We start from the raw sequence: 21,788 nt of genomic DNA, 5'->3' as shown, positions 1-21,788 counted from the left end.
GTAGAGTGTACAAATTCAGTACAGGGAATTGTGTTCACGCCCACTAACGACTGTGTAAGTGGTGTTACTTATTCGTTGAAAATGATAAGAAAATCTTTCCCATGCGATCACGTGCCAGAGTGGTTTGTTACAGTTACCTCATGTGATTGCTTGTCAAGGCAATAATAATGAAACAAAGGTGATATAAAGCCTCTTTTTTTATTGTCATCACTACTTGCATGATAAAATTGTTTGCTAAAATAAATAGTTCAACCTTGCATCAACACTTTCCCTAAACCGTTCGAATAGCTATTCAGTAATCTCGATAGTGAACTTTTTTAATGGTGATAACACTATTATTTCTAATCAGTCAGGTTTATATGCTTGGCAGCAAACAGAAGGAATTAACACACAATATGCCCGGTTAACTTAGCGTCACATTGACACCTTAAAGTGAATACAGTTTGATCAGCCGCGGCTGTAAGCCACAACATCAGGATTATCAATAAAATAAAAATTCGGTGCTGGCTATATTTTCTGTTTCATTGCTTATACTTTCATGCTCCCTGTTGGTTTCCTCATTCGAGCAATGTCGTTTCCATCTATTAGAAGAGCAGCTAAGGGATGCCTATGAACCGTCGGTCATCACGTCAAAATGCACTGTCATACTCCGCAGTTGCTAACCGATCTCTGATGATTATTATTGTGGTTCACAGTGACAACAGCGGATTATCGACGATAGTGTATTCACAGCATCACGACTTTTCGCTCAGCTATCCCGTTAATAAACACGTAAAGTCTCGGGTGTGCGTCAGATTCAGTTTTTGTACTGCATAAATCGCTAACGTAATGATATATCGGAAACATCGACAGGAGATGACCCCATGTGGCAGATAATTAGCCAATTACTGGAAGAACGGCTGGGACCTGGCGAAATGCTGGAACGTCGGGAGCTACCCGGAGGTGAGACTCACCCTGCGTGGTACCTGCGCTATGGTGAGTATACGATTTTTGTAAAATGTGATGTGCGGGAAATGCTGCCAAAATTCATGGCGGAGGCCGAACAGCTTGAGCTACTGGCTCGCAGCAAAACCGTAAATGTACCCAAAGTTTATGGCGTAGGTCACTTTCGCGATGACAGCTTTTTGTTGCTGGAATATCTGACCATCAAACCATTAGATGCCCACAGCGCCTGGTGTCTGGGGGAACAACTGGCGCACTTGCACCAGTGGAGCGATCAACCCCAGTTTGGTCTCGATTTTGACAATGATCTATCAACAACAACTCAGCCCAATAGTTGGCAACGACGCTGGTCAACATTTTTTTCAGAACAACGCATTGGCTGGCAATTGCAACTAGCCGAGGAAAAAGGTATGCATTTCGGTGAGATAAATACACTGATTGCTCAGGTCGAGGAACGTCTCGCTGGCCACCAGCCGCAACCTTCATTGCTACACGGTGATTTATGGCCCGCAAACTGTGCCGCCAGCCCTCAAGGAGCCTATCTGTTTGATCCAGCCTGTTACTGGGGAGACAGAGAATGCGATCTGGCCATGTTGCCACTTTATCCCGCCTTACCGCCACAAATATACGATGGTTATCAAAGCATCTGGCCACTGGATAAGGGGTTTGTGGAACGACAACCTCTTTATCAGATTTATTATCTGCTTAATCGTGCCAATTTATTTGGTGGCAGACATATTGTTGCCGCTCAACAGGCTATCGAACAGCAACTCTACTCGGCGGACTGACTGATTACGGAGCTGACATTTATCCGCTCCGTAATAAACGCTCAGACCGCCAGCCCTAGCAGTTTCAATACCATATAGCCAATGACGGCCACGATGACCGGCAATACATACAGGGGGAAATACTGAACCAAAATCGTATGTCGGGGCAGCATTATCAGCGATTCCAACTGCGTTTTTGTTTTACCGTCGACTCCTTTTACTTTCTCCAGGATAAGTTGATCTTCCAATCCTTCACGTATATGAATCACCTGCCGGGACAACCGAGCACCAGATACTTGCATCGCCAAACCAACAAACATGAGCATATAGATTAACCAGAACATTATGGTAGAAATAGCCTGTAAGTGGTTGAAATCAGGAACCGGTGAGTTATACCAAAAAATATCCAGAAAAGGTGTATTAAAATGTAGAACTTCCACGACCAAATGCAAAAAGTCCTGCATCACCCCATTAATTCCTTGTTTCCTCTCTGTAAAGGCATGAATAAGATTTGCCAGTGAAATCAGTGTCGAAAGCATAGCCGGAATAAAAACAATCCATCCCGCGATACGTTTAACCACGGCAACACGGCCAGCCTGTTGATACGTCATGAGTTCCCCTTGTGAGTGACGCAGTATAAAAATGTCGCCAATCCGATAACAAACAGTGTAGACACATAAAAACCCGTTAGCAGGGTACTTCACGTTTACATACAGTCAATATTTCTTTCTGCATCTCCTTTATTAGCAATATGTTAACGTATAATGATGTCATATTATGTTGGCTTTTAGCGTTTCTTTCCCCAAGGAGCTTGGTGATGACCTTTGTTTACCCGATTAACGCTGTGATTTTTGATATGGACGGATTACTGATTGACTCGGAACCACTATGGGAAATGGCTGAACTGGAAGTGATTGCATCACTGGGCATCGATACTACGTTAAAGGAAACCATGAGCGACACACTGGGGCTACGTATTGATATGGTAGTTGATCTCTGGTATCAACTAGCTCCCTGGTCCGGTCCGGAGCGCGAAGAAGTTGTCTCCCGTATCATCGATCGTGCACTAGCGTTAGTGGCCGAACGTCGCCCGCTCCTTCCTGGTGTTGAACATGCCTTACAACTGTGTCGCCGGCAAAACCTGAAAATCGGACTTGCGTCGGCATCTCCCGATCGAATGTTGCTGCAAGTACTACATATGTTTAACCTGGAACATTATTTTGACGTACTTGTATCAGCAGAACACTTGCCTTACAGCAAACCGCATCCAGAAATTTATCTACAGACGGCACGGGATCTCGGAGTTCATCCTTTGCAGTGTGCCACGCTGGAAGATTCCATCAACGGGATGCTTGCCACCAAAGCAGCACGGATGCGCTCAATCGTGGTTCCCGCCAAAGAATTACAACATGATCCACGCTGGGTACTGGCAGATAAGAAACTCACATCCCTGCAACAGTTACAGGTGAATGATGTGATGTGATGACAAAAAGAAGCATCGGTCACATTCTGACCGATGCAGGCACGCTGTCAGAGGAAATCTGCGCGTTTGGGAGAAAATGTGTCGATCAACACACTGCCCTCTTCCAACGAGATAACGCCGTGCATTTCATTTTTCACGGCCATATAAGCATCACCGGTTTTCAGAATTCGCTTTTCACCTTCAATCATCACTTCAAAACTACCCGCTGCCACATAAGCAATCTGATCGTGGATATCATGTTTGTGAGGCGTGCCTATTGCACCTTTAGCAAAATGTACGCAAACCATCATCAGATCATCGCTCCAGCTGATGATTTTGCGTTTGATGCCATCACCCAACTCTTCCCAAGGTGTTTCATCGTCAATAAAGTACCGTCTCATGCTTTCTACCTCCTTATTCATCGTATCTCTTGTCCACCTGTTACTGATTTACAGGAATGGAATAATTGTAAATACCGACATTCTAGTAACATCGGTACAAGATGAAATATAAAATAAGCAAAACCATGACGATCCTCAAGAAATAAATAAAACATTATTTCATTTTTATTGAATTAACATCCCAACCACACTATCATCGCACTATAAACAAGAAAGTACCGGGCAACACAGGCACAGGTGCCGTTGTCACTGCCACGCAATGACACTTGTGCCGCTTGGCGCTTTCACTCAGGGCTTAATACCCATTCTTTATCCTGTCTGAAAAACGAGGCTCATTAATGCAAGTTCGTCAAAGCATTCACTGCGACCATGCCAGACAACTCGATACAGCTAGCCTGCGCCGTGAATTTCTGATTGAGAGAATCTTTGAAGCTGATGCCTACACCATGACATACAGCCATATTGACCGCATTATCGTCGGCGGTGTTATGCCGGTACATGCTGTCATCACCATCGGTGATGAAGTTGGCAAGCAATTGGGTGTCAATTATTTTCTGGAACGCCGTGAATTAGGCATCATGAATATTGGCGGTGCTGGCGCTATCGTGGTTGATGGCGAACGCTATGACATCGGCAACGAAGAAGCGCTATATATCGGCAAAGGGGCCAGTGATATTCGGTTCCAGAGTATATCGACCAAGCATCCTGCCAAGTTTTATTATAACAGTGCGCCGGCACATACTATCTATCCGACACGCAAAATCACACAGTCAGAGGCATCGCCGCAAACACTCGGTGAAGACGCCAGCAGCAATCGCCTCACTATCAACAAGTATATCGTTCCTGACGTTTTACCGACGTGTCAGCTCACCATGGGCCTGACCAAACTGGCAGAGGGCAATCTCTGGAATACCATGCCGTGCCATACACATGAGCGTCGCATGGAAGTCTACTTCTATTTTGATATGGATGAGGAAACAGCCGTATTCCATATGATGGGGCAACCGCAGGAAACCCGTCACATTCTGGTTCATAACGAGCAGGCGGTGATTTCACCGAGCTGGTCAATTCATTCCGGTGTTGGCACCAAACGCTACACCTTCATTTGGGGCATGGTTGGCGAGAATCAAGTTTTTGGAGATATGGATCACGTCAAAGTTAGCGAATTACGCTAATCGCTATTAACCGGAATTACTGATATTCCCCTACAGTAACAGCGCACGACGAAGTATTGTCGTTTACAGAGAGATTAAGGCTATGATTTTAGATTCCTTCAATTTGCAAGGTAAAGTTGCACTTATCACAGGCTGTGATACAGGACTGGGACAAGGTATGGCTATCGGCCTGGCACAGGCTGGTTGTGATATCGTCGGCGTCAACATTGTTGACCCCAAAGATACCATTGAAAAAGTCACTTCCCTGGGGCGCCGTTTCCTGAGTCTGACTGCGGATATGAGCAACATTGCCGGCCATGCAGCACTGGTTGAAAAAGCGGTTGCTGAATTCGGCCAGGTAGATATCCTGGTCAACAATGCTGGTATCATTCGTCGTGAAGATGCGATTGATTTCAGTGAGAAAAACTGGGATGACGTGATGAATCTGAACATCAAGAGCGTATTCTTTATGTCTCAGACCGTTGCCCGACAGTTCATCAAGCAGGGTCACGGCGGTAAGATCATTAATATTGCGTCTATGCTGTCCTTTCAGGGTGGGATTCGTGTACCGTCTTACACTGCATCCAAAAGTGCCGTTATGGGGATCACCCGCCTGATGGCCAACGAATGGGCAAAACACAATATTAACGTCAATGCTATCGCCCCTGGTTATATGGCAACCAATAACACCCAACAATTGCGTGCCGATGAAGAACGTAGCAAAGAAATTCTGGATCGTATCCCGGCTGGTCGTTGGGGTCTACCGCAGGATTTGATGGGGCCATCAGTATTCCTGGCTTCCAGCGCCTCTGACTACATTAATGGCTATACCATTGCTGTTGATGGTGGCTGGTTGTCGCGTTAAGTTTCTTTGGATCTTTAATGTGATGCAAGGCACAATCCTGAATTGTGCCTTTTATTTATCTATCAATATCTTACTTATAAATTTCGATTTCTCTCACGCTTCCCAAACCTTTAAAAAAATTTTCAAAACAACGTTCCGACTTTGATCACACTTTCGATATTGTGTGCATGACGGATGGGCGGGTAGCGCAATATAATCAATCGAAACAGCGTTTCTATTTATAAGGAACCGTCTAACAGTTCCATGAGAAGGTGCTCCATGAGTATTTTTAGTCACTTAGACACCAGCAAAGAAATACAGCTCGATTTATGGCTCGCTGCGCTGAACAGCCATATTGAAAAAATACAGCAATATGGTCACAGCCACATTAATCCGACACCGTTATTGGCTGATGGCTTCGATGTACAAACGAGAGCGCCAGTTGTCTGGAAATTTCCTGATGGGCACGATGCTCCCATTTCTAATTTTGCCAGTCAGCAAAATTGGCTTCGTTTGTTAGATTCCATGAGTATCGTCACAGAAATAGAGAAATATCAGAAAACGGCTATTTCCCAATGTGAATTCTTCTTTTCTCACTTTGTTGACGAAAATAGTGGTCTTTTCTATTGGGGTGGACATCGCTTTATTAATCTGGACTCGTTGAAAAGCGAGGGACCAGAATCAAAATCTCTGGTGCATGAATTAAAACACCATTTACCCTATTACCCGTTCTTGCACCGTATTAATGCCGAAAAAACACTTCATTTTCTACAGGGCTTCTGGAACGCACACGTCGAGGATTGGAACTCACTGGATTTAGGTCGTCATGGTGATTATGCCAAGCCACGCGATCCACACGTTTTTATGCACACGCACCACGATGTGGTAGACCCTGCAAAATGGCCTGAATTACCGCTGACGAAAGGGCTTACTTTTGTCAATGCCGGTACTGACCTGATTTATGCTGCCTTTGCCTATGCACAATTTAGCGGGGATAAACAAGCGGCCTTATGGGGAAAACATCTCTATCGTCAATATGTATTGGCGCGCAATCCGGAAACCGGAATGCCGGTGTACCAATTCAGCTCGCCCTTGCAACGCCAGCCGATTCCTGACGACGATAATCAGACACAGTCCTGGTTCGGCGATCGCGCCCAACGCCAGTTTGGCCCGGAATTCGGCACCATTGCCCGTGAAGCGAATGTGTTATTCCGAGATATGCGTCCATTGTTGATCGACAGCCCACTGGCGATGCTGGATATCCTGCATCAGCACCCTGACAGTGACATGCTGGAATGGGTGATTTCCGGGCTGAAAAACTATTACCAATATGCTTACGACGCTGCCAGCAATACGTTGCGCCCCATGTGGAATGACGGTCAGGACATGACCGGTTATCGTTTCAAACGCGATGGTTACTACGGAAAAGCAGGGACAGAACTTAAGCCCTTTCCACTAGAAGGTGATTACTTATTGCCACTGGTGCGTGCTTACCGACTGAGTGGTGATGTGGAATTGTACACACTGATCACCACCATGCTGGAGCGTCTGGGAAAAGACGGATTAAGTACAGTTGCAACCCCATTTCTACTGCTTGCCATGATAGAACTGGCTGAATATCAGCAATCAAAAAAATGGGCTGATCATGCCTGGGCACTGGCAGAAATATTATTTGCACGTCATTTTCATCATGGTCTGTTAACCCGTTCAGAAAAGCATCGTTATGTTCGTCTGGATGACCCCTTCCCTTTAATTTTGCTGGCGCTGGTTGCCGCCTGTAAAAACAAGCTGAACAAATGCCCGCCCATATTGACACAGGGGGGATATGTACACGGAGACTTTCGCATTAATGGGGAAAATAGGGTCATCTATGACATAGAGTTTATTTATCCTGAATTATTAACACATTAATTTTATTTTTACTGGTTCACAATTACTAAGTAGGTAAGCATTATGAATGAAAACAGAATGCTGGGGTTAGCCTATATCTCTCCTTATATAATAGGGTTGATAGTTTTTACCGCTTTCCCCTTTATTTCTTCTTTCATACTCAGTTTTTCCGAGTATGACCTGATGAGTCCACCAACATTCACCGGTCTGGAAAATTACCACCGGATGTTTTTGGAAGACGATCTCTTCTGGAAATCCATGGGTGTTACATTTGCCTATGTATTTTTGACCATTCCTTTGAAACTGATATTCGCGTTGTTAATCGCGTTTGTTCTTAACTTTAAATTACGAGGTATTGGTTTCTTCCGTACTGCTTACTATGTTCCCTCCATTCTGGGCAGCAGCGTAGCCATTGCCGTATTGTGGCGAGCACTGTTTGCTATTGATGGACTGTTAAACAGTTTCCTTGGCGTACTGGGTTTCCATGCCATCAACTGGCTTGGCGAACCTTCTCTGGCACTGTTTTCTGTGACCCTATTACGTGTCTGGCAATTTGGTTCCGCCATGGTGATCTTCCTTGCCGCACTACAAAATGTTCCTCAGTCACAATATGAAGCCGCGATGATCGATGGGGCTTCCAAGTGGCAGATGTTCATGAAAGTCACCGTACCATTGATTACACCGGTTATTTTTTTCAACTTCATCATGCAAACCACACAAGCATTTCAGGAATTTACCGCGCCTTATGTCATTACCGGCGGTGGGCCTACCCACTATACCTATCTGTTCTCACTTTATATTTACGATACGGCATTCAAATATTTCGATATGGGGTACGGCGCAGCACTTGCCTGGGTTTTGTTCCTGGTTGTAGCCGTGTTTGCGGCAATTTCCTTCAAATCATCTAAATACTGGGTGTTCTACTCCGCCGATAAGGGAGGGAAAAATGGCTGATATGCATTCACAAATGTCTGCACAGGATATTGCAGCAGAAGAAGTGCGCCGCACACTGCGTAAAGAGAAACTCAATGCAGGCATTCGTTATGTGATTCTGTTGTTTGTTGGCCTGTTGATGCTCTACCCATTGGTCTGGATGTTTTCAGCGTCTTTTAAGCCAAACCGTGAAATTTTCACCACGCTCAGCTTATGGCCAACGCACATCACGTGGGATGGTTTTATTAACGGTTGGAAAACGGGGACGGAATACAACTTCGGTCACTACATGATCAACACGTTCGAGTATGTGATTCCGAAAGTCATCCTGACCATTATTTCCTCCACCATCGTGGCGTATGGTTTTGCCCGCTTCGAGATCCCGTGGAAAAACTTCTGGTTTGCCACACTGATTACCACCATGTTGCTGCCCAGTACCGTGTTGTTGATCCCTCAGTACATCATGTTCCGTGAAATGGGCATGCTGAACAGCTACCTGCCATTGTATCTACCGCTGGCATTCGCAACACAAGGATTCTTTGTGTTCATGCTGATTCAGTTCCTGCGTGGTGTTCCACGTGACATGGAAGAAGCCGCTCAGATTGACGGTTGCAACTCCTTCCAGGTGTTGTGGTATGTGGTAGTGCCAATTCTGAAGCCGGCCATTATCTCGGTAGCACTATTCCAGTTCATGTGGTCCATGAACGACTTTATCGGCCCACTGATTTACGTTTACAGCGTTGATAAATACCCGATTGCGTTGGCTCTTAAGATGTCTATTGACGTTACAGAAGGCGCACCGTGGAACGAAATTCTGGCAATGGCAAGTATTTCAATCCTGCCATCCATCATCATTTTCTTCATGGCTCAGCGCTACTTCGTTCAGGGCGTTACCAGCAGTGGAATTAAAGGTTAATTGAGGATCTATCATGGCTGAAGTTGTTTTCAACAAACTGGAAAAAGTCTATTCCAACGGTTTCAAAGCAGTACACGGTATCGACCTAACGATCAAAGACGGGGAATTCATGGTTATCGTTGGTCCGTCTGGCTGTGCTAAATCCACAACCCTGCGCATGTTGGCTGGCCTGGAAACCATCAGTGGCGGTGAAGTTCGTATCGGTGAACGCATCGTCAATAATCTGGTACCCAAAGCACGTGGCATCGCAATGGTGTTCCAGAACTATGCCCTCTACCCACACATGACGGTACGCGAGAACCTGGCGTTTGGTCTGAAGTTGAGCAAAATGCCCAAAAGCCAGATTGAAGATCATGTTAACGAAGCGGCTAAAATTCTGGAGTTGGAAGACTTGATGGACCGGCTACCGCGTCAGCTCTCCGGTGGTCAAGCGCAGCGTGTCGCTGTCGGTCGCGCTATTGTAAAAAAACCGGATGTATTTCTGTTTGATGAGCCCTTATCAAATTTGGATGCCAAACTGCGTGCCTCGATGCGTATCCGTATCTCGGATTTGCATAAAGAGTTGAAGAAAAGCGGTAAACCAGCCACCACCGTCTATGTAACTCATGACCAGACCGAAGCCATGACAATGGGTGATCGTATCTGCGTCATGAAGCTGGGCCACATCATGCAAGTGGATACGCCAGATAACTTGTATCACTACCCGAAAAATATGTTTGTGGCCGGGTTTATTGGTGCGCCGGAAATGAACATCAAACCCGGACAGCTACTTGAGCACGATGGTCAGATCGGGTTGAAAGTCGGTCACTACCCCCTGCTACTCAACCAGTCACAACAGAGCAAAGTTCAAGATTATGTAGGCAAAGAGATCTGTTTCGGCATACGTCCCGAATATGTCACTGTTTCAGAAACCCCGTTCGAAACCAGCCACTCTCAGGGTGAATTGGTCCGCGTAGAAAATATGGGCCATGAATTCTTTATGTACATAAAAGTTGATGGCTTTGAATTAACCAGCCGGATGCCTTCCGACGAAGCCAGGCTGATTATCAAGAATGGCCTGCATCGCCAGGTATTCTTCCAGTTTGATATGGATAAATGCCATATCTTTGATGCAAAAACAGAACAAAATATCTCTCTATAACAGGAGTAGTAATCGATGAAAAAAGTGATCCTACGCACATTAATCGCCTCATCTCTGGCACTGTTGGCACATCAATCTTTTGCAGCAGATCAGGTTAATCTGCGTGTGTCATGGTGGGGCGGTAACGGACGTCACCAAGCTACACTAAAAGCCATTGATGCATTCCATAAACAGTACCCAAACATTGACGTTAAGGCAGAATATACTGGTTGGGATGGACATCTCTCACGTCTTACCACACAGATTGCCGGTAATACTGAACCCGATGTCATGCAGACCAACTGGAACTGGTTGCCTATTTTTTCCAAAAATGGTGATGGTTTCTATGATTTGAACAAAGTGAATGGCCCGCTGGATCTATCACAGTTCAGCCCCAAAGAGCTGCAAGCGACGACTATTGACGGAAAATTGAACGGCATTCCCATCTCCGTCACGGCCCGGATGTTCTACTATAACGACGAAACCTGGAAAAAAGCCGGGCTATCCTATCCGAAAACCTGGGATGAATTGCTGAACGCCGGTAAAGTATTCAAGGAGAAACTGGGAGATCAATACTATCCCGTCGTTCTGGAACATCAGGACTCGTTGGCGTTGCTACGTTCTTACATGGTACAGAAATACAACATCCCTGCCGTGGACGAAAAGGCGAAGAAATTCGCTTATACCGATGCACAATGGGTTGAGTTCTTCCAGATGTATAAAAAAATGGTCGATTCCCATGTTATGCCATCATCGAAATACTATGCCTCGTTCGGCAAGAGCAATATGTATGAAATGAAACCGTGGATTGCAGGTGAATGGGCAGGCACTTATATGTGGAACTCTACCATTACCAAGTACTCTGATAACTTGAAAGCGCCTGCCAAGCTGGTACTGGGAGACTATCCCATGTTACCAGGTGCCAAAGACGCAGGTCTGTTCTTTAAACCCGCACAGATGTTTTCTATCGGTAAATCTACCAAGCATCCGAAAGAAGCCGCGATGTTAATCAACTTTTTACTGAACAGTAAAGAAGGTGTACAGGCCATGGGCCTGGAGCGTGGTGTCCCATTGAGCAAATCAGCCGTCGCGCAATTACGTGCTGATGGCGTAATTAAAGATAGCGATCCATCTGTAGCTGGCCTGACTATGGCACTGTCTTTACCACATGCAATGAAGACATCACCTTATTTTGATGATCCGCAAATCGTAGTACTATTCGGTGATGCCATTCAGTATATTGACTATGGTCAGAAGTCGGTGGAAGAAACAGCAAAATATTTCCAGCGTCAAGGTGACCGTATTCTGAAACGTGCCATGAGATAATAATAGAAGTTATTTTTATATTAATAACCCTGCCATACCCATGGCAGGGTTATTTTATTAAAACTGAAACAGATTATATATTCCAATTGATCACCATCACAAAATGAAACCAAGTTTCAATTTTTAATAACCAAACCGATCTTGATCACAAAATAGATTTAATATGTCCTTAAAATAGAACCTGCTTTAAAACGAAATATTGCGTCTTTCAATTTTTTGCTTCACTCCTTAATTAATAGGGAAAATTAAAAATGAAATTAAAACTACTCGCTCTGGCTGTAACTTCATTAATTAGTATAAATGCACTAGCTGTATCAATTGATTACCGACATGAATGGCGAGATACTGCGAAAGGTGACCAACGGGATCGCTTATTAATATCAAACCGCTTCGCCAATGGTTTTGGATTATCTTCAGAAGTATCATGGAAACAATCCAGTGCAGACAGCACTCCGAATAAGCCATTTAATGAGCAAGTTAGCAATGAAACTGAAGTGATTGCAAGCTATCTCTATAAATTCAATCAAACTTTTTCTCTGGAAAGTGGCTTTAGCTTAGTCTCCGGGTCCACATACCGTACTTATCGTCCTTATCTTCGCGGTGGAGTAAAATTTGCCGATGACTGGACTGCCACACTGCGTTATCGCCCTTATTACAAACGTATTAGTGGTAATATTGGTAGTTCAAGTAATACGGCTGAGAATGGTTATAATATTACCGCCAATGTCGGCTATACGTTCCTTAAAGACTATAATATTTCTTATGAATATGACTTCAAGAAAATTAACCATGCCGGAGCAAAGAGCTATGACAACCATAGCTACAATGCCGATCATCAGGTTAAATTGTCTTACAAATGGGATAAAAACTGGAAGCCTTATATTTCTTTATCTAACCTCGCAGATAATGGCACCAGCGATCATCGTCAAACCCGTTATCGTGTAGGTGTAGTCTACACATTCTAATATGTAACGGCAGACTGCCTTGCTTGTTATAGAAGGCGGTTTATATTCTCGGATAAATTAAATTCATAACGGGATTGGTTTTAAACTATATATTTATAACCATTTCTTGTGAATTTATTTTAACAACGCTATCATTAATTAAGTTTTATATTCCTGTGTCTAACTACCCTCTTTACGAATGAACGTTATTTGTTTAGTCATCATTTTATAGCGGACATTTTCTCCGATAAATGTCCGTTTTTTTTTACTGTTTTTGCTGAAAAAACAGTATACCTAAACTGACTCTTTTCACTATTGCAACTATTACAAACCAAAAGGTATATCATGATTCTCCGTTTATTCATTGCCGGAACCATTATGATGTCAGTTAATGGATTCAGTTACTCTCAGTCGACTTTCCCCGTCTGGCCACAAGGGGAAGCTCCTGGGGCAACGGCCTCACACGCACAGCCACAGGTCGTGGAAAGAAGCAAAAACCCGGCGTTACCCGATCGAGCCGCCATAGGCGTTCGTAGCCCGGAAATTACTGTCTATCCAGCGAGTAAACCTAATGGAATCGCGCTACTCATCACACCAGGCGGCGCCTACCAACGAGTTGTTCTGGATAAAGAAGGCAGCGTATTAGCCCCTTTCTTTAATCAACAAGGCTATACACTGTTTGTGATGACCTACCGAATGCCTGGTGAAGGTCACAAAGAAGGTGCAGATGCTCCGTTAGCTGATGCACAGCGAGCTATTCGTACCTTACGCGCCAACGCTGTCAAATGGCATATCAATCCACAACACATTGGCATTATGGGTTTTTCTGCTGGTGGCCATGTTGCTGCCAGTCTTGGTACACGATTCGATCAGGCTGTTTATCCCGCCCAGGATGCTATTGACAAACTAAGTGCCCGACCTGATTTTATGGTGTTGATGTACCCTGTCATTTCCATGCAAACAGCTATTGCCCACAATGGCTCCAGAATTGCACTGATAGGTCATCATCCTACCAATGCACAGATTAATCGCTATTCTGCCGAAACACAGGTTACCGATCAAACACCCCCAACATTTTTGGTCCATGCGGTAGATGATCCTTCAGTTGCCGTTGATAATAGTCTGGTTATGTTTTCGGCATTACGGGCGCATCATATCCCGGTTGAAATGCATCTGTTTACGCAGGGTAAACATGGTTTTGGTATCCGTGGGACCCAAGGATTACCCGTCGCAACCTGGCCGCAATTGCTGGATAACTGGATTAAATCATTGCCAGACATAAAAAAAGAAAATGATCATGCGGGGAAATAATCTTTATTGATGAATATTTACCAATGATAGGATTAATGTCACCAATAAAAATAAATAGTTACGCTGTCACTGCTTTCGTCACTCATCACGATCTCCTATACTGTATAAAATAACAGTTTTCGAGACGTTTCATGACTGCGGAAGGACACCTTCTCTTCTCTATTGCCAGCGCTATCTTGGCTAAAAAAATAGAACTATCGCCCGCGCTGGCCGCAGGAGACTGGTGGCATATTATTCCTGGTGCGTTACTGACGGCCTTGTTGCCAGATATCGATCATCCTAAATCAGTGTTGGGGCAACGGTTAAAGTGGATTTCAGTTCCTATCGCCCGGGCATTTGGTCACCGCGGTTTTACCCACAGTCTGCTGGCAATCATGCTCGGGCTCTATTTTATCCATACCCAGTTACCCACTGACTGGCTAATACCCACTGACGCCTATCACGCTATGATCGTTGGTTATCTTAGCCATATCGCTGGCGATATGCTAACTACCGCAGGAGTTCCGCTGCTATGGCCATGTCGCTGGCGCTTTCGTTTGCCTATCCTGAACAGTCAAAAAGGTAATCAACTGGAGCGTATCCTCTGCATTGGATTGATTGCTTTTTCAATCTATCACCCCCAACAACCGCTCGATGACTGGAACGACACGCTGCCAATTAAGCTTTTCCAGCACCGTGTTCATCAATTACTCATTCCATAATGCAGGCATGTATAAAAACAGGTTCAATTTCCATAACATACAAGACTGACGCAATATTAATATCTGACCATTTTCACAAAAAAAAACCGGAGGCAGTTACTCTCCTCCGGTATAATTATACTCAACCTGAATTAATGCTGTGGATTCGTATCGTACTCCTGGCAGCTTTGGAAACCCTTGTTCATAACGTGGCCCGTTTCATCAAAGCTAACGAAATAATGCTGAACCTTGCCATCGTGCGTTCCCAGGATATAGGTATCACACGTTCCCCTGGCATTGACCATTGTAACGGTCGTCGAGGGAGAACCGGCAATTTGGTTCACTTGCTGTCTGGTCATACCTTTATTCACATCCCTTACCACGGGTTTTGTTAAATAGTTTTCAACCCGGTTATACGCTGTACATCCGGAAAGCATCACCGCACCTGCGGCAATACACATGATGAGTCGACTATTTTTCATTGTGGTACCCTATTTTTATATCCATTGGACTTAAGACTAGATGACAATGTGTGACTTCTCAAACTGAAACGTTGCTTTTGATAAGATAAAAGTTGGCACCAATAGCACTAATCTCGTGTAAAACTCTCCGCACATGACTTGTTCTTTTACTCTGTGCCAGTTAACGTTAATCTTTAGCAATGAGAATAATTATTCTGGCGTATCAATAAGTTCAGGAGGGGGTTGTATGTCATTACAGCAGGAAATCATCCAGGCGCTAAGTGTGAAAAGTACCATCGATCCAGCGCAGGAAATCCGTGTGAGTGTTGATTTTTTAAAAGATTATCTTAAAGCACACCCATTTATCAAAAGTTTGGTATTAGGAATTAGTGGCGGCCAGGATTCGACCCTCACTGGCAAACTATGCCAAACCGCCATTAGCGAATTGCGCAATGAAACCGGAAAAGACGATTACCAGTTCATCGCGGTTCGTTTGCCATTCGGTGTACAGGCCGATGAACATGACTGCCAGGACGCCCTTGCATTTATCCAACCAGACCGAGTGTTGAAAGTAAACATAAAGCCAGCCATAGAGGCCAGTGAAGCGACCTTGCGTGAGTTAGGTATTGAACTGTCCGATTTCGTGAAAGGTAATGAAAAAGCACGTGAACGGATGAAAGCCCAGTACAGTATTGCTGGCATGAACGCAGGTCTGGTGGTGGGAACGGATCATGCAGCTGAAGCCGTAACGGGTTTCTTCACCAAATACGGTGATGGAGGTACGGATATCAATCCAATCTTCCGTTTGAATAAACGCCAGGGAAAAGCGTTGTTAAAACTGCTTGGCTGCCCGTCCCATCTCTATACCAAGACCCCCACAGCAGATTTGGAAGATAACCGGCCGGCCCTGCCTGACGAAGTGGCGCTTGGCGTCACTTATGACAAAATTGATGATTATCTGGAGGGCAAACAGATTGATCCAAAAGATGCAGCAATCATCGAAAACTGGTACAGCAAGACCGAACACAAACGTCGTCCACCAATTACCGTTTTTGACAACTTCTGGCGTTAATTGACATAACTCAATACGTTATGCGGATGCCATTATGACATCCGCTTTTCATTGGACCCCATCTTAAGCCCTCATCATGGAAATAACGTCACAACGCGCTACGCTGGTTGGATTAAGTGCCATACTGCTTTGGAGTACGTCTGTTGGACTAATTCGAAGGTTGACAGAATCGCTGGGCCCTCTTGGCGGAGCCGCAATGATTTACTCCTCCAGCGCACTATGCCTTATTCTGTTCAATGGTTTTCCTCCCATTAGAAGTCAATCCAAAATCTATTTACTGCTAGGTGGAGCTCTGTTTGTCTGCTATGAGATCTTTTTTTCTCTGGCTATCGGCTTTGCAACTAATCGTATGCAGGCTATGGAATTGGGAATGGTTAATTATCTCTGGCCTTGTCTGACTATTCTGTTCGCCATCGTTATTAACCAACAGAAAAGTCGCTTTTTCCTGTGGCCAGGTATTGCGCTGTCATTAGCCGGTATCGTATGGATCATGAAAGGCGATGGTGTCTGGTCACTATCACTCATGTGGCGCAACATTATTGCCAACCCCGTAGCTTACGGATTGGCCTTTGCCGCCGCCATTGTCTGGGCACTGTATTGCAATGTTTCTCGCCGTTTTGGTGGTGGTAAAAGCGGTATTTCACTGTTCTTTGTTGCGGTATCAGCGGTGTTGTGGCGTCAATATCTGTTCAGCGAAGAACCCGTGCTTTCCTTTTCTCTGACCACGGTGTTGGAATTGTTGTTTATCGCAGGCTCTACAGCATTATCGTATATGGCGTGGGACATCGGCATACAGCGGGGTAATCTCACATTGCTGGCCACCGCATCTTACTTTACGCCAATGCTATCTGCATTACTGAGTGCATTATGGCTGAATATTATCCCCACCTTTTCGTTCTGGCAGGGAGTTTTCATGATCACGGTAGGATCACTGCTGTCCTGGCTGGCAACACGTTCCTCATAAACGTGTTTTTTCGCCCCTTGGTTGTCAATGTGCATTCCATCTTTATTCTTGTGGTGTGAACCACTATTTCATCATTTATAAATTGCATATAAAATATATCTATAAACTCAAGCGCTGTGCAGCAGGACATGGGAGAAATAATATTATGCCGGGGAAACGAATCCAACGAGAAATCCATACTGTCAGCTTGATGATTGATCTGTATGAAAAAATGCATCCAGCACCAGAAAACGATGCCGACCGTTATGTTCATCTATTCCAATATGCGGTGAATCGTCTGGAAAGATGTTACTTTAAGGAAGAGAAACCGGCCTGCAAACAATGCCCCATCCATTGCTATCAACCAGCAAAACGCGAAGAAATCAAAACAATAATGCGCGGGTCAGGGCCACGAATGCTGTTGTATCACCCTATTCTGACTATCCGTCATTTAATGGATGACTATCGCCCAGTGCCCCCTCACCTTGTATCCAAAACAAAGAAAACCTCTAACGATACCTAAAGTTCAGCGCTCACTAAAAAAAGGCCGCTTACGCGGCCTTTGGTTTAACTCTTCATTCTTTGGGTGAAGCGTTTTCTACCCGACTTTTCAATTTCTGCCCCGGACGGAACGTGACCACACGACGCGCCGTAATCGGAATATCTTCGCCAGTTTTTGGGTTACGTCCCGGTCGTTGGTTCTTGTCTCGCAAATCAAAATTACCAAAACCAGACAACTTGACTTGCTCGCCATTTTCCAAAGCGCGACGAACTTCTTCAAAAAACAGCTCGACTAGCTCTTTGGCATCCCGTTTGCTCAGCCCAAGCTTTTCAAACAGGTATTCTGACATTTCAGCTTTTGTAAGCGCCATAGGTTCAATCCCTCAAGGATGCTTGGAATCGCTGTTTTAATGCCGCCACACATTGCGCAACCGTAGCGGCAATTTCCTCTTCTGCCAGTGTACGAGAGGTATCCTGCAATATCAGGCTAATAGCCAGGCTCTTATACCCTTCCGCTACGCCCTTTCCTCGGTACACGTCAAATAAGTTTACGCCAACTAACTGATTTGCGCCAACTTTCTTGCATTCGGTTAAAACATCGCCTGCGAGCACGTTTTCAGAGACGACCACAGCGATGTCGCGACGATTAGACGGGAAGCGGGAAATGTCCTTCGCATCAGGCACCACGCGGTCTGCAAGCCGATCCCAGCGGACTTCAAACACTACAGTAAGTCCATTCAGATCCAGTTTACGTTCCAGCTCAGGATGAATGACACCAATAAAACCAATATGTTCTTCACCTAAATAAATTGCAGCACTTTGCCCTGGATGTAATGCCGGGTTCGCCTCGGAGCGAAATTCAATGGCTGACTGCTTACCTGTCAATGCCAGAATAGCTTCCAGATCACCTTTCAAATCATAGAAGTCAACAGCCTGACGGGCCAGATCCCAGTGCTCATCATACCGCGTTCCAGTAATCACACCTGCCAACATCATATCCTGACGAATGCCCAGGTCTGCACTTTGATCCGGAACAAAACGTAAACCGCTTTCAAACAGACGTAGACGGCTTTGCTGACGGTTCTGATTATAGACTATCGCTTCCAGTAAACCGCTCCACAGTGAGAGCCTCATCGCGGACATTTCAACCGAAATCGGACTAGGCAGAATCAAAGCCTCTTCACCTGGATGAACCAGAGACTGAATTTTGGGATCAACAAAACTGTAAGTAATTGCTTCTTGGAATCCACGGTCAACCAGCATGGTTTTCACTCGTTTGAGCGACAAATCCGCTTCACGATGCTGAGTCATTGTCAGTGGTGCCAGCGTCGCCACATTGGGAATATTATCATAGCCATATATGCGCGCGACTTCTTCCACCAGATCCTCTTCGATTTCCATATCGAAACGCCAACTTGGTGCTACCGCCTGCCATCCGGCATTGGTTTTCGTTACCTGACAGCCCAGATGGCTCAGGATAGTGCTGACTTTTTCATCGGCAATATGATGACCAATCAACCGATCCAGCTTTTCTCGGCGCAGTTCAATGGTGGCTCGAACAGGTAAGTCTTTTTCGCTAGTAACATCAATGACCGGCCCGGCATTGCCGCCACAGATATCCAAAAGTAAACGGGTAGCACGTTCGATAGCTTTATGCTGCAAGGCCGGGTCAACACCGCGCTCATAGCGATGGGACGCATCCGTGTGCAGACCATAACGACGAGCACGACCAGTAATAGACAGTGGATTGAAGTAAGCACACTCCAGCAACACATCCTGTGTGTCTTCATTTACACCCGAGTGTTCCCCACCGAAAATTCCACCTATGGCCAGAGCCTTTTGGTGGTCCGCAATCACCAGTGTGTCACTGTTCAATGTGGCATCACTACCATCCAGCAGGCGCAGAACTTCACCGTCTTTGGCCATACGCACGACAATACCATCTTCCAAACGGCTCAGATCGAAGGCATGCATGGGTTGTCCCAGTTCCAACAAAACATAGTTGGTAACATCCACCACCGGATCGATAGAACGAATACCGCAGCGCCGCAGTTTTTCACTCATCCACAGCGGTGTTATCGCCTTAATATTAATGCCCTTCACTACCCGGCCCAGATAACGCGGACAAGCTTGAGTCGCTTCAACGCTAATCGGAAACGTATCCTGAATAACGACATCAACCGGTACAATTTCCGGTTCAGTCAATACCAACGCATTCAATACGGCCACATCACGTGCGACCCCCAGGATACCCAGGCAATCCGCACGGTTCGGTGTCACACTGATTTCGATAGTGTGGTCATTGAGCGCTAAATAGTCACGGATATCGCTACCTACTGGGGCATCCAGTGGTAACTCAATGATACCAGTGTGATCATCGGTAATAGCCAACTCCGAAAATGAACACAACATCCCTTCCGAAGGTTCACCACGCAATTTTGCCGCTTTGATTTTAAAATCGCCAGGAAGAACAGCACCCACGGTTGCAACTGCAACTTTCAGGCCCTGACGACAATTCGGTGCGCCACAAACGATATCCAGCAGGCGCTCGCCTCCGATATTAACCTTTGTTACACGCAACTTATCCGCATTAGGATGCTGTGCGCACTCCATCACTTCCCCTACAACAACACCATGGAAGGCGCCAGCAACAGCTTCAACGCCATCGACTTCAAGACCCGCCATAGTAATTTGTTCAGATAAGGCATCGCTGCTGATTGCTGGATTAACCCATTCGCGTAACCAGAGTTCACTGAATTTCATGATGATGTATCCGCCTTATTTAAACTGTTTGAGGAAGCGTAAATCGTTTTCAAAGAATGCACGTAAGTCGGTGACGCCATAACGCAACATAGTCAGGCGTTCCATACCCATGCCGAATGCAAAACCGGAGTAAACTTCTGGATCGACCCCCACATTACGTAGCACATTCGGATGCACCATGCCGCATCCTAAAACTTCAAGCCATTTACCATTTTTACCCATTACATCCACTTCAGCTGAAGGCTCTGTAAAGGGGAAATAGGAAGGACGAAAACGGACCTGTAAATCTTCCTCAAAGAAGTTGCGCAGAAAATCATGCAGCGTCCCTTTCAGATTGGTAAAGTTGATATTTTCGTCAATAATCAACCCTTCCATCTGATGGAACATCGGCGTGTGCGTTTGATCATAGTCGTTACGATAAACGCGGCCTGGCGCAATAATGCGAATCGGCGGCTGCTGTTTTTCCATTGTACGAATTTGCACACCTGAAGTTTGTGTACGCAACAAGCGCCCGGCATCAAACCAGAATGTGTCATGATCGGCGCGTGCAGGATGATGACCAGGAATATTCAACGCATCAAAGTTATGATAGTCATCTTCAATTTCCGGACCTGATGCCACTGAAAATCCCAGTTCGCCGAAAAAAGTTTCAATCCGGTCAATGGTTCGGGTTATCGGATGTAGCCCCCCGTTTTCCATGGTTCTCCCTGGCAGAGAAACATCTATTGTTTCTGCGGCCAGGCGAGCATTCATTTCTGCTGATTCCAGTGCTTGTTTGCGGGTATTCAGCGCTTCCTGAACATCCTGCTTTGCCTGATTGATTACCGCACCTGCGGCGGGACGTTCTTCAGCAGGCAGCTCGCGCAGCGAGGTCATCTGAAGGGTTAAGTGACCTTTTTTACCCAGATATTCAACACGCACATTTTCCAGTGTAGTGATATCTTGAGTCTCTTCTATGGCTGTTCTGGCTTTGGCAACCAGCTCTGCGAGATGTGGCATTGCATTCCTCTTCTTCTGCCTGTATGTCCAATGATCATAATTGGAAAAGTATGGTTATCAGTGCGCATGTAACAACGATGATCCTGCCATTAAATACATTTCCGGGATCAAATAAAAAAGCCTCCACAGAGGAGGCTTAAGCGCTACTTTTTGTTTCTTTTCTTACGCGCAAAGCCCCTGGGATTCAGGCGCTAAAGAAAAAAAAGAAACGGAAAATAGCAGTTTGCATACTTGCGTTACCTTGTTATCGTCTAACTCGTTGAGAATATAAACACATTTTCTTCGTTTTCGAAAGACGGAAAATATAAATCCATTCATCAACACGATTTATCACAAAACGGAAAAGAGGGAGACAAGCT

At 45.3% G+C, this 21,788-nt stretch carries 21 protein-coding genes and 1 other annotated feature; of the genes, 15 read left to right on the top strand and 6 right to left on the bottom strand.

Annotation, left to right across the window (positions count from 1 at the left end; translation table 11 throughout):
- Nucleotides 1–863 precede the first annotated feature (863 nt).
- Nucleotides 864–1,730 carry a fructosamine kinase family protein gene (locus PCO85_10385; GenBank protein WJV55754.1) on the top strand — a complete coding sequence of 289 codons (867 nt, stop codon included), beginning with the start codon at nucleotides 864–866 and terminating at the stop codon, nucleotides 1,728–1,730.
- A 41-nt stretch (nucleotides 1,731–1,771) separates the two neighbouring features.
- On the opposite strand, the gene PCO85_10380 is transcribed toward PCO85_10385, so the two are convergent.
- Nucleotides 1,772–2,320, bottom strand: coding sequence for a YniB family protein (locus PCO85_10380; GenBank protein WJV55753.1), 549 nt, complete (start codon nucleotides 2,318–2,320; stop codon nucleotides 1,772–1,774).
- 206 nt (nucleotides 2,321–2,526) lie between these two features.
- Between PCO85_10380 and hxpB the strand changes: the two genes are divergently transcribed.
- Complete coding sequence (hxpB, locus tag PCO85_10375; protein WJV55752.1) at nucleotides 2,527–3,192, top strand: hexitol phosphatase HxpB; 666 nt, start codon at nucleotides 2,527–2,529, stop codon at nucleotides 3,190–3,192.
- 47 nt (nucleotides 3,193–3,239) lie between these two features.
- Here hxpB and PCO85_10370 read toward each other — a convergent pair whose 3' ends face one another.
- Nucleotides 3,240–3,572, bottom strand: coding sequence for a cupin domain-containing protein (locus PCO85_10370; GenBank protein ID WJV55751.1), 333 nt, complete (start codon nucleotides 3,570–3,572; stop codon nucleotides 3,240–3,242).
- Between the two features lie 338 nt (nucleotides 3,573–3,910).
- Between PCO85_10370 and kduI the strand changes: the two genes are divergently transcribed.
- From kduI to PCO85_10320, 10 genes are all read left to right on the top strand, one after another.
- Nucleotides 3,911–4,747 (top strand): 5-dehydro-4-deoxy-D-glucuronate isomerase, encoded by an 837-nt coding sequence (gene kduI / locus PCO85_10365; GenBank protein ID WJV55750.1) that lies wholly within the window; start codon nucleotides 3,911–3,913, stop codon nucleotides 4,745–4,747.
- 82 nt (nucleotides 4,748–4,829) lie between these two features.
- The gene (gene kduD, locus PCO85_10360; protein WJV55749.1) at nucleotides 4,830–5,591 is read left to right on the top strand and encodes a 2-dehydro-3-deoxy-D-gluconate 5-dehydrogenase KduD; all 762 of its coding nucleotides are present in this window, start codon (nucleotides 4,830–4,832) and stop codon (nucleotides 5,589–5,591) included.
- Nucleotides 5,592–5,849: 258 nt separating this feature from the next.
- Nucleotides 5,850–7,481 (top strand): pectate lyase, encoded by a 1,632-nt coding sequence (locus tag PCO85_10355; GenBank protein ID WJV55748.1) that lies wholly within the window; start codon nucleotides 5,850–5,852, stop codon nucleotides 7,479–7,481.
- Between the two features lie 42 nt (nucleotides 7,482–7,523).
- Nucleotides 7,524–8,414, top strand: a complete 891-nt coding sequence (locus PCO85_10350; GenBank protein ID WJV55747.1) for a sugar ABC transporter permease — start codon at nucleotides 7,524–7,526, stop codon at nucleotides 8,412–8,414.
- Nucleotides 8,407–9,309 (top strand): carbohydrate ABC transporter permease, encoded by a 903-nt coding sequence (locus tag PCO85_10345; protein ID WJV55746.1) that lies wholly within the window; start codon nucleotides 8,407–8,409, stop codon nucleotides 9,307–9,309. Before PCO85_10350 ends, PCO85_10345 begins: the two co-directional genes overlap by 8 nt.
- 13 nt (nucleotides 9,310–9,322) lie before the next feature.
- Nucleotides 9,323–10,450, top strand: a complete 1,128-nt coding sequence (locus PCO85_10340) for an ABC transporter ATP-binding protein (GenBank protein ID WJV55745.1) — start codon at nucleotides 9,323–9,325, stop codon at nucleotides 10,448–10,450.
- A gap of 15 nt (nucleotides 10,451–10,465) precedes the next feature.
- Nucleotides 10,466–11,755 (top strand): ABC transporter substrate-binding protein, encoded by a 1,290-nt coding sequence (locus tag PCO85_10335; GenBank protein WJV55744.1) that lies wholly within the window; start codon nucleotides 10,466–10,468, stop codon nucleotides 11,753–11,755.
- 251 nt (nucleotides 11,756–12,006) lie between these two features.
- Nucleotides 12,007–12,720 (top strand): oligogalacturonate-specific porin KdgM family protein, encoded by a 714-nt coding sequence (locus PCO85_10330; protein ID WJV55743.1) that lies wholly within the window; start codon nucleotides 12,007–12,009, stop codon nucleotides 12,718–12,720.
- A 324-nt stretch (nucleotides 12,721–13,044) separates the two neighbouring features.
- On the top strand, nucleotides 13,045–14,010 hold the full coding sequence (locus PCO85_10325; protein ID WJV55742.1) for an alpha/beta hydrolase: 966 nt from the start codon (nucleotides 13,045–13,047) through the stop codon (nucleotides 14,008–14,010).
- A 131-nt stretch (nucleotides 14,011–14,141) separates the two neighbouring features.
- Nucleotides 14,142–14,711, top strand: coding sequence for a metal-dependent hydrolase (locus PCO85_10320; GenBank protein WJV55741.1), 570 nt, complete (start codon nucleotides 14,142–14,144; stop codon nucleotides 14,709–14,711).
- 131 nt (nucleotides 14,712–14,842) lie between these two features.
- Here the strand turns inward: PCO85_10320 and osmE are convergent, their stop codons facing one another.
- Complete coding sequence (gene osmE / locus PCO85_10315; protein ID WJV55740.1) at nucleotides 14,843–15,172, bottom strand: osmotically-inducible lipoprotein OsmE; 330 nt, start codon at nucleotides 15,170–15,172, stop codon at nucleotides 14,843–14,845.
- A gap of 226 nt (nucleotides 15,173–15,398) precedes the next feature.
- Between osmE and nadE the strand changes: the two genes are divergently transcribed.
- The 3 genes from nadE to PCO85_10300 all read left to right on the top strand — a co-directional run bounded on the left by nadE (nucleotide 15,399) and on the right by PCO85_10300 (nucleotide 17,689).
- Nucleotides 15,399–16,223 carry an ammonia-dependent NAD(+) synthetase gene (gene nadE, locus PCO85_10310; GenBank protein ID WJV55739.1) on the top strand — a complete coding sequence of 275 codons (825 nt, stop codon included), beginning with the start codon at nucleotides 15,399–15,401 and terminating at the stop codon, nucleotides 16,221–16,223.
- An 82-nt stretch (nucleotides 16,224–16,305) separates the two neighbouring features.
- Nucleotides 16,306–17,187: an aromatic amino acid DMT transporter YddG gene (gene yddG / locus PCO85_10305; protein WJV56053.1), complete on the top strand. Its 882-nt coding sequence runs from the start codon at nucleotides 16,306–16,308 to the stop codon at nucleotides 17,185–17,187.
- A 145-nt stretch (nucleotides 17,188–17,332) separates the two neighbouring features.
- A complete protein-coding gene (locus PCO85_10300) occupies nucleotides 17,333–17,689 on the top strand; it encodes a nitrous oxide-stimulated promoter family protein (protein WJV56052.1) in 357 nt (118 codons plus the stop codon).
- Nucleotides 17,690–17,741: 52 nt separating this feature from the next.
- Here the strand turns inward: PCO85_10300 and ihfA are convergent, their stop codons facing one another.
- From ihfA to pheS, 3 genes are read right to left on the bottom strand one after another with little or no spacing between them, the layout of a single operon-like run.
- A complete protein-coding gene (gene ihfA / locus PCO85_10295; GenBank protein WJV55738.1) occupies nucleotides 17,742–18,038 on the bottom strand; it encodes an integration host factor subunit alpha in 297 nt (98 codons plus the stop codon).
- A 4-nt stretch (nucleotides 18,039–18,042) separates the two neighbouring features.
- Nucleotides 18,043–20,430 carry a phenylalanine--tRNA ligase subunit beta gene (pheT, locus tag PCO85_10290; protein ID WJV55737.1) on the bottom strand — a complete coding sequence of 796 codons (2,388 nt, stop codon included), beginning with the start codon at nucleotides 20,428–20,430 and terminating at the stop codon, nucleotides 18,043–18,045.
- Between the two features lie 15 nt (nucleotides 20,431–20,445).
- Nucleotides 20,446–21,429, bottom strand: a complete 984-nt coding sequence (gene pheS / locus PCO85_10285) for a phenylalanine--tRNA ligase subunit alpha (GenBank protein WJV55736.1) — start codon at nucleotides 21,427–21,429, stop codon at nucleotides 20,446–20,448.
- A 110-nt stretch (nucleotides 21,430–21,539) separates the two neighbouring features.
- Nucleotides 21,540–21,664: a sequence feature (Phe leader region), on the bottom strand.
- Nucleotides 21,665–21,788 lie beyond the last annotated feature (124 nt).

It is taken from the genome of Prodigiosinella aquatilis (genome assembly GCA_030388725.1).
Taxonomy (GTDB): Bacteria; Pseudomonadota; Gammaproteobacteria; order Enterobacterales; family Enterobacteriaceae; genus Prodigiosinella; species Prodigiosinella aquatilis.
Note: the sequence above shows the minus strand (reverse complement) of the source record. Positions and strands in the feature narration are given on the sequence as shown.